Consider the following 12802-nt stretch of genomic DNA (forward strand, 5'->3'; position numbering starts at 1 on the left):
CCCCTCACCGTGGCGCCGGCTCTTCATCCTCCGGTGGGCTGGTGATGACGAGGAAAACCAGCGGATCGGTGCCGGTGCAGTGGAACTCATGCACCACGCCCGGCGGGATATAGGTGACGTCGTTTGCACGCACCAGCCGGCGCTCGCCATCGAGGATCAGGATGCCCTCCCCCGACAGCACGTGGTAGATCTGCTCCTGCACCTTGTGCGAATGGCTCTCGACATGCGCGCCGGGTTCGTAGGACGAGATGCGATAGTCGAAGAAGCGGCTGCCGGTGGTGTCAGGCGTCACGATCGCCTTCGACAGCGCCTGATTGTAGTGACCCGGATACTGGGTCCAGAAGATCTCGGCGAGATTGCGTGTCACCGCCTTCTTCTCTGCCGCCGCATTGGCGTAGGCATTCGGTCCGGGAACGACGATCGTCATGTGTTGTCTCCTCAGGCAAGCTCAGATCAGGTCAGCGAGCAGATGCGGATGGTCGGAATACTCATGAGCCGCTAGCCGCGCGTTGCGCCGTGTCAGCGGTCTGGGCGATGCCGAGCAGCCGCCCCTGCAGCACGTGATCGGCCGCCAGTTCGGCCGCCTCGCCGGTATGGGCGACGCGCCCGTTCACCAGCACATAGGCGCGGTCGGCCATCGCCAGGACGCTTTCGGCGTGGTGCTCCACGATCACGAGACTGGCGCGTGAGCGCAGCTTCATCACGGCCTCGCGCACCTCCTGCACCACCGCCGGCGCCAATCCTTCGAACGGCTCATCGAGCAGGATCAGCCGGCTCGGCACCATCAGGGCGCGTGCGATCGCCACCATCTGGCGCTCGCCGCCGGACAGATTCTCGGCGCGTGCCCGCTGCAGGATGCGTAGCTTGGGAAAGAGATCGAACACGTCGTCGAGCGAGGCGCCACCCGGCCGGGCCGCCAGCTTCAAATTCTCCTGCACCGTCAGATTCGGGAACAGTCGCCGCCCTTCGGGCACGAGCGAGATGCCGAGGCGATTGATCTCATCGGCCCGCAGGGCGCCGAGGTCGGTGCCATCGAACATGATCCGGCCCTGGCTCAGCGGTACGGTGCCCGTGATCGCGCGCAACGCCGTGGTCTTGCCGACGCCATTGCGACCGAGCAGCGCGACCACCTCGCCAGGACGTACGACGAGATCGAGGCCATCGAGCACGGTGCCTCCGCCATATCCCGCGCTGACCGCCTCGACCTTGAGAAGAGGCTCGGCCATCGCCGCCGTCGGCAGCACCGCGACAGTGGCGCCGCGCGATGGAGACGTCGAGACCTGGCCATGGGCCGTGCCGAGATAGGCCGTCACGACCTCCGGATGGCTTGCGACCTCGGCTGGCCTGCCGTCGGCGATCAGGCGCCCCTGATGCAGCACGGTGATGCGGTCGGACATGGCCAGCACGCGATCGATGTCGTGCTCGATGAGTAGTACGGCATGGGATTTCGACAGCCGCTGGATCAGGTGGCCGACCACCTTCCGATCAGACTCTGCAAGTCCCGCCAGCGGCTCATCGAGCAGCAAGAGCCTGGCATCGATCGCCAGCGAGACCGCGATCTCGAGCAGCCGCTTTTCGCCATGGGCGAGCTCTGAGCAGAGATCGGACGCGCGGTCGACAAGCCCGACCGCATCGAGCAGAGACCAGACACGCGCGTTCGCGGCCTCGTCATCGTAGGCGTCGCGCCAGAAACCGGACCATTGCCGCCGCGACGCCTGAACCGCGATGCGCACGTTCTCGTATGATGTAAGGTTCGGAAATACGCTGAGAATCTGGAACGAACGTGCAATGCCGAGTCGTGCGCGCCTGTAGGGAGGCAGATGACCAATCGCGCGGCCCTCGAACAGGATGCTGCCGGCGTTGGGCTTCAGCGTGCCGGTCAGCAGGTTGAACAGCGTCGTCTTGCCGGCGCCGTTCGGCCCGATCAGGCTGTGCAAGCCGGTCCGGCTCATGTCGAAAGAGATGTTGTCCTGGGTGACGATCGAGCCGAAATGCTTGGAGAGGTTGCGGATCGACAGGATCGGTCCGGCCGCGTCGGCGTCAGCGCTCGGCCGCGACGGCACATAGTTCTGGATCACCGCGGGGCGCGGTGGAATGCCGTCGCGCGTCAATGTCCAACGGTTGCGCCCGATCAGGCGCTGGAAGATGCCGTGAATGCCTTCCTGCGACAGCAGCGCGAAGGCGATGATGATCGGGGCGAAGATCAGCCACCAGTTCTCGGTGATTGCGCTGAGGCGGTCCTCAAGCAGGATGAAGACAGCCGCGCCCCACAGGGGCCCGAGGAAATGATGCACGCCGCCGAGCGCCGCCATCAGCACGGGGTCGCCGGCATGCTCCCAGTTCAGGTTGTTGGCGTAGACGCCCTGCAGCAGGAGCGCCATCAGGCCGCCGGCTGCGCCGATGCCGCCCCCTGCGATGACGAGCGCGATCAGCTTGGTCCGGTAGGTGTCGAAGCCGAGGCTGGCGACGCGCACCTCGTTGTCGCGCAACGCCTGCATCAGACGGCCGAACGGGGAATGGGCAAGACGCCACAGCGCCCACAGCGAGGCAATGACGACCACGAGCGCAAAACCATGGAAGGCAAGCGCCGATGGAAACAGTGGCCGCACGACATTCTGCAGCCCGTTCTCGCCGCCGGTGACCGAGGTCCATTTGAACGCGATCTCAAAGGCGATCTGCGAGCACGCCAGGGTCAGCAGCGAGAAATACAGCCCGCGCCGGCGCAGGATGATCGCGCCGACCACGAAGGCGAGCACCAGCGAGAAGACGACCGCGATGACCATGCCGGCGATCTCGTTCCCGCCGGGCACCAAGCCCGCCCCGATCGCCAGCGCATAGCTGGCGCAGCCGAAGAAGAACGAGGCGCCGAACGGCACCAGGCCGAGATAGCCGATCAGGAAGTTCACCTCGGCGCCATACAGCGTGTAGATCGCGATCTGGGTGACGCGGTGAATCGGCATGCCCGCGGCCAACGCCAGCCCGGACGCCAGCAGCAGCACGACGGCGGCGACGACGACCGGATGGCCGCCAAGGCGCTGCAGGAGAGGCCTGTCGCTCGTCATTCGAAACGCTCCCAGCGCTCGCCGAACAGGCCGCGCGGCCGCAGCAACATGATCAGGAACATCAACGCATACATCGAGCCGGCGGCGGCCTCGGGCCAGAACTGGATCGTCAGCGACGTGACGATGCCGACGGCCAGGCCGGCGACCACCGCGCCACGGAACGAGCCGAGGCCGCCGATGGCGACGATGACGAAGGCGGGCATCACGGCGTTGGCGGCCATCGATGGCGACACGGTCCATAGCGGCGCCGCCAGCACGCCGCCGATGGCAGCCAGCATGCAGCCGAGGCCGAACACCGCCGTCAGGACTCGCGGCAGATTGATGCCAAGCAGTTCGACCATTTCCGGATCCCGGCTGCCGGCGCGCAGGATCCGGCCATAGGGCGTGAAGGCGAGGAACGCCCACAGACTGAGCAGGGTCGCCGTCGTCGCCCCGAGCACCGCGACGCGGTACTTCGTGATCAACAATGGCCCAAGCTCGACGATGCCGGCGAACAGCGGCGGCGGATTGAACGGCTTGCCGTCAGCGCCCCAGACGTAGCGGATCACCGCCTCGATCAGGAGCGCCAGTGCGAAGGTCACGATCAGACTGAGCAGCGGCTCCTTGCCGTAGAGGCGACGAATGATCGTCGCCTCCACCGCCATACCGACCAGTCCGACCAGAGGCGGAGCGAAAATGACTGCGCTCCAGCCGAACAGTTGAAACAATTGCCAGGCGACATAGGCGCCGAGCGCGAAGAAGGCGCCATGCGCGAAGTTGATGACGCCCAGCAACCCGAACGTGATCGACAGCCCGACCGCAATCAGCACGTAGATGAAGCCGAGCACCAGGCCATTGGCGGCTTGGGAGACGAAGATATCAAGCATCGATCGGGCCCATCGGGTGCGTGACGAACGAGGACGTGACGAAGACGGGGCTTGGTCGCGCCGCTCACAGAGACGGCAGGCTGCAGCCGATCTCGTCCTTGCTGCCGAACGCCTTGGCAGTGTCGTCAGCCGTCTCCGAGGTGTTCTTCAGCACGTCGAAATAGTCGAACTTGTCGGCGATCTGCTTCTTGACCTGCACGATCACGGCCGGCCGCACCAGTTGGTGATCCCAATCGCGGAAGAAATACGGGAACTCGCCTTCGCTGTTCTTCCACTGCTCGAGCTGCGTGACGAGCGCCTTGGACTCCGTCGACTTCGCTGCCTCGATCGATTCGAGCAGCGCCCGCATGCCGATCCAGCCAGACCAGGTCTTGTCCGACGGCGGCTGGTTGAACTTCTTCCTGAAGTCCTCGATCATCCGACGCTCGGCCTCGGTGTTCTTCGGATTGTTGTAGTACCAGGGCTTGATGTAGATGCCGGTCGAGGCTTGCGGCCCGACATCCCAGAAATCGGTATCAGTCACGGCGACGGCGGCGTAGGGAATCTTGTCCTTCATGCCCATCTCGTTCCACTGCTTGAGGAAGTTCGAGAAGTCGCCGCCGACCAGGCCGCCGACCACGACATCCGGCTTGGCCTGGCGGATCTTGAGAATGTAGGAGCTGTAGTCGGCGGTGTTGATCGGCACCTCGTCGACGCCGACCTCGGTGGCGCCGACCTGCTTCAACAGCGCGCGAGAGGCGCGGAGGATGTCCTGGCCGAACGCGTAGGACGCCGTGATGAAATAGACCTTCTTGCCGATACTGGAGACGTAGGGCATCAGGCCTGCCATCTGCACCGGCACGGTGGCCTGGGTCCGGAACGTGTACTTGCTGCAGCTCTTGCCGGTGATCTCGCTGGCCGCGGCGCCGGTCAGGATCAGCGGCACCTTCTCGCGGTTGGCGACGCTCATCATCGCCAGGGCCGACGACGAGTAGTTGCCCCCGACGACCGCCACGACCTTGCTCTCGTCGACCAGCCGCTGCATGTTCTGCTGCGACACCTGCGGGTTCGGTTCGTCGAGCCAGACCAGCTCGATGGGCCGGCCCAGCACCTTGTTGCCGGCCTGCTCGACCGCCAGCGCGCTGCCGCGCTGCAAATATTCGCCGATCGACGCGCCCGGCCCCTGCTTGGAATAGATCATGCCGATGCGCACCGGCCCGTCGGACTGGGCAAGCGCCCGGCCGCTCCAAGCTGTGACGGACGCCGCCGCCACACCTGCGGAAGCGCGCATGAACGACCTGCGGCTCAGTTCACCCTTCGACATTTTGGCTCCTCCCATGGATCTTTGTTGTTTGGCTTTTTAGTCAGTCGCGCCGGTAGGGCTTGCCGAAGATCGGCTCCTTGAACGGGATCGGCGGCAGCTCCCACGTCCCGGTCGATGGCGGACGCACCTCGGCATCGACATGCAGATCAATCACGCAGGGCCGCCTGTTCTTCACCGCGGTCTCCACCGCGCCGCGCAGATCGGCGCTGCGCGTCACAGTGACACCGTCGGCGCCGCAGGCGCGCGCCCAGGCCGCAAAATCTGGATTGTAGCGGTCCCCGCCCGGACCTTGGTTGCCGCGATAAAAAGCGGTGCCGAGCTCGCGGCCTTCGAACAGTCCATATTGCAGATCCCGGATCGCGCTCCAGGCGAAGTTGTTCCAGACGATCCAGACGCAAGGCAGATCGTACTCGACCGCCGTGGCGACGACGTAGGGTGCCATCATGAAGCCGCCGTCGCCGACGACGGCGACGCAGGGACGCTCCGGTGCGGCGAGCTGCGCCCCGAGCACGCCGCACACGCCGAAGCCCATAGATGAATAACCCCAGCTGTTCAGCATGCTCTGCGCGCGTTTCGGCCGCCAGAACTGCATGAACCAGTTGTGGTGCACCCCGGAGTCCAGCGAAAGGATGACATCATCCGGCAGCACGTCCTGAAGCGCGCTGACCACGTATTCGGGACGGATGGGCGTCGTCACCGCGCTGAAATTTGGCCGCACGAACGCGTCCCACTCGGCCGCCCATGTCGCGATCTCGTCGCGCCAGGCAGCGAAATTCTCGCGCCTGATCCCGGGGCGGCGCTCCACGGCGGCGAGCAATTGCGCGGCGAAGGTCTTGGCATCGGCGATGATGCCGAGGGTCGGCGGATAGTTGCGGCCGAGTTCGACCGGATCGATGTCGACCTGCAACAGCTTTGTCGACGGAAAATTCCACGAATAGCCCTGGTGCCAGCTCGACGACGACCGGTCGTCGAAACGGGTGCCGATGCACAGCACGAGATCGGCATGGCGGCCGGCCTGGTTGGCCGGATAGGCACCGTTGCGGCCGATGAAGCCCAGCGTCAGCGGATCGTCGGCAGGCACGCAGCCCATGCCATTCGGCGAGGTGATCACCGGAATGCCATAGCGACTCTGCAGCGCTGCGATCTCGGGACCGGCCTCCGACAGCGTGGTCCCCTGCCCGATGAAGACCACCGGCCGCTTTGCGGCCTCCAGGAGATCGAGCGCCTTCGCGACGTCGGCCTCGCTCGCGCTCGGACGATGCGTGCCGTGGGTGTGCGATAGCGGCGGCAGTTCGACGTCGGCCTCCTCCTGGAACACGTTGTAGGGGATATCGAGGTTGACCGGCCCGGGCCGGCCCGTGACCATCGTGTCGAAGGCCTGGCGCAGCGCCAGCGGCAGCATGTCGACACGGCTCGGCTGGAACGAGCGTTTCACCACCGGCCGCAGCACCTGCGCGAAATCAGCTTGATTATGCGCGTAGAGTTCCTGGAACGGTCCACGATTGGCCTGCGAGGTCGGCACGTTGGCGGTGATCGCGAGAAAGCTCGAGGAGTCCGACAGCGCGGTCGCCAGCGACATCACCATGTTGGCGGAGCCAGGCCCGGTCGAGGTCAGGGTCGCCACCGGACTGTGCTTGACCCGGAAGTAAGCGTCCGCCATGTGGCCTGCGCACTGCTCGTGGCGCGGCGACACCAGCTTGACACGATCTCGTACCTGGTAGAGCGCATCGAGAATGCCGACATTGCCGTGGCCGCAGATGCCGATCACGAACGGCACTTTCTGCTTGACGAGATATTCGGCGATGACTTCGCCGCCCTTCATCTTGGTCATGGTGAGATCCTTGTCAGGTGACGGCCCGCGTCACGCGAGCATCGTCACGATACGCTCCTCGGTCATCTCACGGATCGCGTAATGCGGCCCTTCACGACCGAAGCCGGAGTCCTTGGAGCCGCCATAGGGCATGAGGTCCACCCGGGAACTCGGGGTTTCGTTGATGTGAACGCCACCGACCTGCAACTGCCTCGCGGCCTGCAATGCCCTGTCCAGGCGTTTGGTGAAGATGCCGGTGGCAAGCCCATAGGGTGTATCGTTCACACGGGCGATCGCTTCGTCCAGCACGTCGAACGGCGCGATGCACATCACCGGCCCGAACACCTCCTGGCAGCCGAGCGGCGTGGCCTTGTCGACGTCCGCGAGAAGCGTCGGAGGAACCACTGCACCCTTGCGCGCGCCGCCGACCAGACGCCGTGCACCGTTCTGCTCAGCCAGCGCGATCCAGGATTCGATCCGCTGCGCGGCGGCTTCGCTGACGACGGGACCAACGACGGTGTCGTCCTCGCCGGGGTCGCCGTAAGGCAGCCCCGCGACCAGTTCGGCAAGTCGCTGCTCGACCTGCCCGATCAGCGGACGCTGCACCAGCAGAACCTGGATCGAGGTGCAGACCTGGCCGGCCTTGCGGAAGCCGGCATTGACGACCTTCGGCAGTGCGGCGTCGAGATCCGCGTCCTCGCAGATGACGCAGTGCGCAATCGAGCCGAGCTCCATCTGGGTGCGACGCAACCCCGCCTTGCTCTGGATGATCCGGCCGATTTGCGTGCTGCCAGTGAAGGCGAAGAACTTCACGGCGGCCTCTGCCATCAGCCAATCGGCGACCTCGCCATCGCCATGCAGCACCGAGATCAGGCCGGATGGCAAGCCGGCGGTGATCAGGCATTCTGCCATGATGCAGGACGTCATCGGCGTATGCAGCGAGGGCTTCAGCACCACGGCGTTGCCGGCGGCGAGTGCGGGGGCCACCTTGTGCGCCACCGTGTTCAAAGGAGCGTTGAACGGCGTAATCGCGGCGACGACGCCGAGCGGCACACGGAGCGTAAAGCCGATCCGCCCCTTCTGCCCGGCAGCGCCTTCCATCGGCACCACTTCACCAGCAAGACGCCGCGCTTCTTCAGCGGAGAGCCGGAATGTCGTGGCACAGCGCTGCAGTTCGCCCAGCGCATCGCGGCGTGGAAAGCCGGCCTCCTGCCGCAGCACCTCGACGAGCTCCGCGGCGCGCTTTTCGAGTTCGTCCGCCGCGCCTTCGAGGATGAGGCCGCGATCATGCGGCGTCAGCGCATTGGCTTTGAACGCACGCTCCGCCGCGGCGACGCAACTACGGACCTGCTCGCGAGACGGCAGATGCGCATGCATCGCAGGTTCAAGGCGATATTTGTCCAGCACGTGGACAGTCTGGGTGCCATCCACCCAGCCGCCTGCGATCAGGAGTTGGCAGGATGACAGACCGGCCGATGCCTGTCTTTGAACCGCAGCGTCCGCCATCGTCTGGTTCCTCCCAAGGGACTAGTCACGCTTGTTGCCTTCCCCTTTAGAGAGAAATTGACATTAGCAAAAATACTGTTTTGGATTGGTCGCCATAAGCTGAGCATATAGCCCCGACGGACTCCTGGTTTTCCTCCGTCCGGTTCTCCTCGTCAGACTCTCCTTTATGGTCCGGTGCACGCTCATGGATCTGCGTCAGTTGCGTTATTTCGCCCAGATCGTCGAAAGCGGCAGCCTGTCGAAGGCCTCGCGCTGCCTGTTCGTCGCACAGCCTGCCTTGAGCCAGCAGATCGCAAAGCTCGAGGAGGAAGTGGGCAGGCCGTTGCTGCAGCGCTCCTCGCGCGGCGTGATCCCGACCGAGAATGGCCTTGCGCTCTATCACCACGCCCGTTTCATGCTGCGGCAGCTCGATCACGCGCTGTCAATTGCGCGGCAGGATTCGGCCGAGGTAAGCGGCATGGTATCGGTTGGCCTGCCCGCGACGACCGTGCTCGCGATCGGGCTGCCGCTCACCAAATGCATCCGCGCCAAATATCCTGGCATCCTGCTCAACGTCGTCGAGGGCATGAGCGGCCACATCGCTCACATGATGCGGCTCGGCCAGCTCGATCTCGCAATCCTGTTCAACAATGACGTGTCGTCCAAGCTCGATGCGATTCCTCTGCTCGACGAGGAGCTGTTCGTGCTTCTCCCTGCCGACAGCCCGCTCGTGCCCCACGTCCGGCGCAGCATCACCGTCGCCGAAGTCGCCAAGCTGCCGCTGATCCTGCCGACCGGAAGCCATGGCCTGCGCCGGCGCGTAGCCGCGGAGTTCGAGCGCCGCAACATCACGCCCAATGTGGTCGCGGAAATCGATTCGCTCTCTTTGGTCATGAGCTGCGTTCGCGAGGGCATCGGCGTGACCATCAAGCCGATGTCGGCGCTGCAGGCCGGGGGAAGGAACGGCGAGGACTGCCGCGCTTTGTCGATCTCGGACGCGCGGATCACGCGAAGAAACTATATCTATTCGATCAAGCCGGACCTGTTGGCGCCCGCGGCGTTGGCGGTCGCCAAGGAGCTCCAGGAGATGGCACGAACCCTCGTCACATCCGGACAATGGCGCGGCGTCACCTTGATCGACGATGCCGCGTCGGCGGCGGTCTCCCCGGCCGCCTAATTGGATGGCCTGATCTCCACCTATTTCAGCGCGGCTTGTCCAGCCAGAGATACGACGTTGTCCTGGGCTCCGGAGCCGCCGCTCACGCCGATGGCGCCGACCACCTTGCCATTGACGATGAGCAGATTGCCGCCACGGGACGCGATCACGTCGTCAAGCGTCGCGAGATAGGAGAAATACTGCCCCTTGCCGAGCAAGGTCTCGAACACCAGCGTCGGACGGCGATAGCGCGTGGCGGTCCGCGCCTTGTGCTGAGAAAGACCAACGGACGCATACTGACAATTGTCCTGCTTCTCGAAATAGACCAGATCACCGCTCGGATTGACAACGGCGATGCAGAACGCATTCCAGTTCCGCTTTGCGGTTTCGGCCACGGCTGCAGCGGCCACCTTCTTGGCCATCTCCAGGTTGATCGGCTCGCCATAGGGCGGTGGAGACAATGCATCTGCCACCGCATCGTTGGGATTGTCGGTGTTCGGTGGTGTCTGGGCGAAGCTGTTCGTGAGCGTCGCTGTGACGACGCATGCGACGATGATCAATACGATCCGAGAACGCATCTATTCCTCCCCATCGGTTGGCTCTTGCGGCCTGTTCGGCCGGATTGGTCGTCCTATTTCCGAAGCACCCCACAGTCCCACTAGCTGCCCTCCGCATCGCTCGGCGCCGCACCGGCCGAGAGCGCGCAATGATTCACGCCGAATGCTCCGATCCAGGTCGGCCGGCATCTCGAACAGGCTCTGCCCGCGTCTCGAGCGACGTCACGCGCTGAAGATCAGCGCCGCTCGTCTCAGGCAACGCGATCGCTGCCATGAAAGCTACTCCATAGGAGACGAGTGCGGAGAGACCCATCGACAATCCCAGCGGATGCGAGGCGGCGAGCACGCCGACGGTTGCCGGGACGATCGAACCGAACCCACGCCCTCCGCCAAGACAAAAGCCCTGCCCGCTGGCACGTATCTCGGTTGGGAACAGCTCCGCAAAGGTCGGCAGCATCCCCGACGCCAATCCGCCCTGGAAGGCGCCGAGGAAGAAGCTGAGCAGGATCGTCGTGTTCGCGCCGATCGGAGCCAGCAGATAGATGCTCGCATTCACGGCTTGGCATAGCAGGAAGATCATGAAGGCAGGACGCCGCCCGGTGCGGTCTGAAAGCCAGCCATACAGCAGCGGCCCAACCAGAGAACCAAGGATGTTCATGGCGAGATATCCCGCACTGGTTCCGACCGTAAGGTTCAACCCCGTGCGCAGATAGGTGGGCAGCCACGTGATCATGACATAGGCGCCGCCGAAAATGCCGGTGGCCATCGTGGCAGCCGCCGCGGTGCGCCGTATATGGGCCCTGCTGAAGATCGTCCAGGCGGGCGTTCCAACCGTCTTGCTCGCCTGGCTTTCACGGTAAAGCCCCGACTCAGGAACGAGGCGCCGGATGAAGAAGACGAGAAAGGCAGGTGCAATCCCGACGGCGAAGAAGACACGCCAGCCGAGCTCCTCCGGAAACAGCGAACTGATCACGGGCAGCAGCGCAACGGAAATCGCATAGCCCACGGCGTAGCTGCTTTGCACGGACGCGGCCACCCGCCCGCGCAACGCCGGCCTGACGACCTCGCTGATCAGGACGCCGCCCACGGCCGCCTCGCCGCCATAGCCGAGCCCCTGGAGGAAACGCACGACCAGCAGATAATGGAATCCGGTCGCGAAAGCCGACGCGAGAGTGAAGAGTGCGACCCAGAGGATCGTCAGTTGCAGAACCTTGATGCGGCCGATGCGATCGGCGAGGATGCCCCCACCCCAGCCACCCACCGCCGCGCCGACGAGGGCTGCGGTCGCGAGATAGCCGGCTTCGGGACGCGTCAGCCCGATCGTCGCAATCAGCGCCGGGATGACCAGCGCATAGATCGTCGAATCCAGCGAGTCGAGACCGAATCCAGCAAAGCAGGCCCAGTACGTCCTGCGTTCGACATTGTTGAGTTCGGAGTACCAGCCGAGCTTCATGATCGTTCACTTTCCAGTCTCAGGCGAGATGCGCTTCTTCGTCGATCCGGAAGAACAATCGCGAGCTCAGCACAATCCGATCGCCGCCTCGACCACTCAGACCCGCATGGAGGCCCGCCGGTCTTCTTCATGGGGCGTGATGATTAGCCGTCTGCTTCATCGCCTGCCGGTTGGAGATAGAGGGAATTCCAGGACAGCAGAAATACGATTTGGAGTTGGCGGTCATAAGCGAAAGATATGGCTTGGCCGGAGTTCGCCGCGGCATCACGGCGCAATCTTTGCGGTCAGGAAGCCGCCATGGTCGAGAGCACGGCGGACTGTGCCATCCGTCTTGGCTCCGGTCAGAAATGTCGCCGCCCATTCGCGAGCCGCGGCCTTGCCCTTTGGCACGACCACCACGACGCCCGTTGACTGGATGACCTCGTCCAACACGCGGCTTCCCGGCAGCCGCCTCGATAGCTCCTCCAGCGCTTCCATGCCCATAGCGAGCGCATCGAGCTGCCCCTGGCCAATCAACTCCGCAGCCGCTTCTGGCTTGATGAATTTCGTGACACTGGCCTTTTTCAGGCTCGCTTCAACCGTACGGGACGTGGAGGTACCCTCGATGCAGCCAACCCGGACTGCCGGACGATCGATGTCGGCGACGGAGGTGATGTCGGAGCCGGCGCGAATGAGATACCCGCTCATATAAGCGACGTAAGCGGGTCCTTGATCGACGAACTGTTCTCGCTTGCGATCTGCTGGCATGAACGACAAGTCCCAGGCGTCTCGGCTGCCCGCGGCCGCGATCTCGTCCGAGCTTTGATATTCCACAAGCGCGAGCGGCACCCCGAGCTTGCCCGCCGCCGCCTTGGCAAGCTCGACCGTCACGCCGACCGGCTTGCCCGTCGCCGGATCGCGTGTCGTCCAGAATGCCGAAGCCGCCGGCCCCACCGCGACGGCCACGCGCAGCACCCCGCTGGGAGCAATCTCGCGCGCGTCCTGCGCAGCCGCTCCCGCCACGATGAATGCAAACCCCATGCAGAGGCCCGCGACCCAGCGAACAGATAAATGCAGGGCGGTCGGTAGCTTGGGAGGTGTCGGTCGGTCGAACATCGGTTGCGCCTTGCT

General features: G+C 64.5%; 10 protein-coding genes. 1 reads left to right on the forward strand and 9 read right to left on the reverse strand.

Annotated elements, in window-relative coordinates:
* Positions 1–4 precede the first annotated feature (4 nt).
* The 6 genes from ACQR1I_RS09770 to ACQR1I_RS09795 all read right to left on the reverse strand — a co-directional run bounded on the left by ACQR1I_RS09770 (position 5) and on the right by ACQR1I_RS09795 (position 8547).
* Positions 5–427 carry a cupin domain-containing protein gene (locus ACQR1I_RS09770; RefSeq protein ID WP_434864408.1) on the reverse strand — a complete coding sequence of 141 codons (423 nt, stop codon included), beginning with the start codon at positions 425–427 and terminating at the stop codon, positions 5–7.
* Positions 428–488: 61 nt separating this feature from the next.
* The gene (locus ACQR1I_RS09775; RefSeq protein ID WP_434864409.1) at positions 489–3062 is read right to left on the reverse strand and encodes a branched-chain amino acid ABC transporter ATP-binding protein/permease; all 2574 of its coding nucleotides are present in this window, start codon (positions 3060–3062) and stop codon (positions 489–491) included.
* Positions 3059–3928: a branched-chain amino acid ABC transporter permease gene (locus tag ACQR1I_RS09780; RefSeq protein ID WP_434864410.1), complete on the reverse strand. Its 870-nt coding sequence runs from the start codon at positions 3926–3928 to the stop codon at positions 3059–3061. Before ACQR1I_RS09780 ends, ACQR1I_RS09775 begins: the two co-directional genes overlap by 4 nt.
* Before the next feature lie 64 nt (positions 3929–3992).
* Positions 3993–5231, reverse strand: coding sequence for an ABC transporter substrate-binding protein (locus tag ACQR1I_RS09785; RefSeq protein ID WP_434864411.1), 1239 nt, complete (start codon positions 5229–5231; stop codon positions 3993–3995).
* A 40-nt stretch (positions 5232–5271) separates the two neighbouring features.
* Positions 5272–7062, reverse strand: a complete 1791-nt coding sequence (locus tag ACQR1I_RS09790) for a thiamine pyrophosphate-binding protein (RefSeq protein ID WP_434864412.1) — start codon at positions 7060–7062, stop codon at positions 5272–5274.
* A gap of 30 nt (positions 7063–7092) precedes the next feature.
* A complete protein-coding gene (locus ACQR1I_RS09795; protein ID WP_434864413.1) occupies positions 7093–8547 on the reverse strand; it encodes an aldehyde dehydrogenase family protein in 1455 nt (484 codons plus the stop codon).
* Between the two features lie 184 nt (positions 8548–8731).
* Here ACQR1I_RS09795 and ACQR1I_RS09800 point away from each other — a divergent pair, with 184 nt between their 5' ends.
* On the forward strand, positions 8732–9703 hold the full coding sequence (locus tag ACQR1I_RS09800) for a LysR substrate-binding domain-containing protein (protein WP_434864414.1): 972 nt from the start codon (positions 8732–8734) through the stop codon (positions 9701–9703).
* Positions 9704–9723: 20 nt separating this feature from the next.
* On the opposite strand, the gene ACQR1I_RS09805 is transcribed toward ACQR1I_RS09800, so the two are convergent.
* The 3 genes from ACQR1I_RS09805 to ACQR1I_RS09815 all read right to left on the reverse strand — a co-directional run bounded on the left by ACQR1I_RS09805 (position 9724) and on the right by ACQR1I_RS09815 (position 12787).
* Positions 9724–10260 carry a GlcG/HbpS family heme-binding protein gene (locus ACQR1I_RS09805; protein ID WP_434864415.1) on the reverse strand — a complete coding sequence of 179 codons (537 nt, stop codon included), beginning with the start codon at positions 10258–10260 and terminating at the stop codon, positions 9724–9726.
* Between the two features lie 133 nt (positions 10261–10393).
* Positions 10394–11692, reverse strand: a complete 1299-nt coding sequence (locus ACQR1I_RS09810; protein ID WP_434864416.1) for an MFS transporter — start codon at positions 11690–11692, stop codon at positions 10394–10396.
* 264 nt (positions 11693–11956) lie between these two features.
* Positions 11957–12787 (reverse strand): transporter substrate-binding domain-containing protein, encoded by an 831-nt coding sequence (locus ACQR1I_RS09815; RefSeq protein WP_434864417.1) that lies wholly within the window; start codon positions 12785–12787, stop codon positions 11957–11959.
* Positions 12788–12802: the final 15 nt, after the last annotated feature.

The organism is Bradyrhizobium sp. HKCCYLS2038 (assembly GCF_051167655.1).
In the GTDB taxonomy this organism is placed as follows: Bacteria; Pseudomonadota; Alphaproteobacteria; order Rhizobiales; family Xanthobacteraceae; genus Bradyrhizobium.

Coding starts and splice junctions, on each gene's coding strand:
- ACQR1I_RS09775 (WP_434864409.1), bottom strand. CDS start 3,062: ATGACGAGCGACAGGCCTCTCCTGCAGCGCCTTGGCGGCCATCCGGTC.
- ACQR1I_RS09805 (WP_434864415.1), bottom strand. CDS start 10,260: ATGCGTTCTCGGATCGTATTGATCATCGTCGCATGCGTCGTCACAGCG.
- ACQR1I_RS09780 (WP_434864410.1), bottom strand. CDS start 3,928: ATGCTTGATATCTTCGTCTCCCAAGCCGCCAATGGCCTGGTGCTCGGC.
- ACQR1I_RS09800 (WP_434864414.1), top strand. CDS start 8,732: ATGGATCTGCGTCAGTTGCGTTATTTCGCCCAGATCGTCGAAAGCGGC.
- ACQR1I_RS09795 (WP_434864413.1), bottom strand. CDS start 8,547: ATGGCGGACGCTGCGGTTCAAAGACAGGCATCGGCCGGTCTGTCATCC.
- ACQR1I_RS09770 (WP_434864408.1), bottom strand. CDS start 427: ATGACGATCGTCGTTCCCGGACCGAATGCCTACGCCAATGCGGCGGCA.
- ACQR1I_RS09785 (WP_434864411.1), bottom strand. CDS start 5,231: ATGTCGAAGGGTGAACTGAGCCGCAGGTCGTTCATGCGCGCTTCCGCA.
- ACQR1I_RS09790 (WP_434864412.1), bottom strand. CDS start 7,062: ATGACCAAGATGAAGGGCGGCGAAGTCATCGCCGAATATCTCGTCAAG.
- ACQR1I_RS09810 (WP_434864416.1), bottom strand. CDS start 11,692: ATGAAGCTCGGCTGGTACTCCGAACTCAACAATGTCGAACGCAGGACG.
- ACQR1I_RS09815 (WP_434864417.1), bottom strand. CDS start 12,787: ATGTTCGACCGACCGACACCTCCCAAGCTACCGACCGCCCTGCATTTA.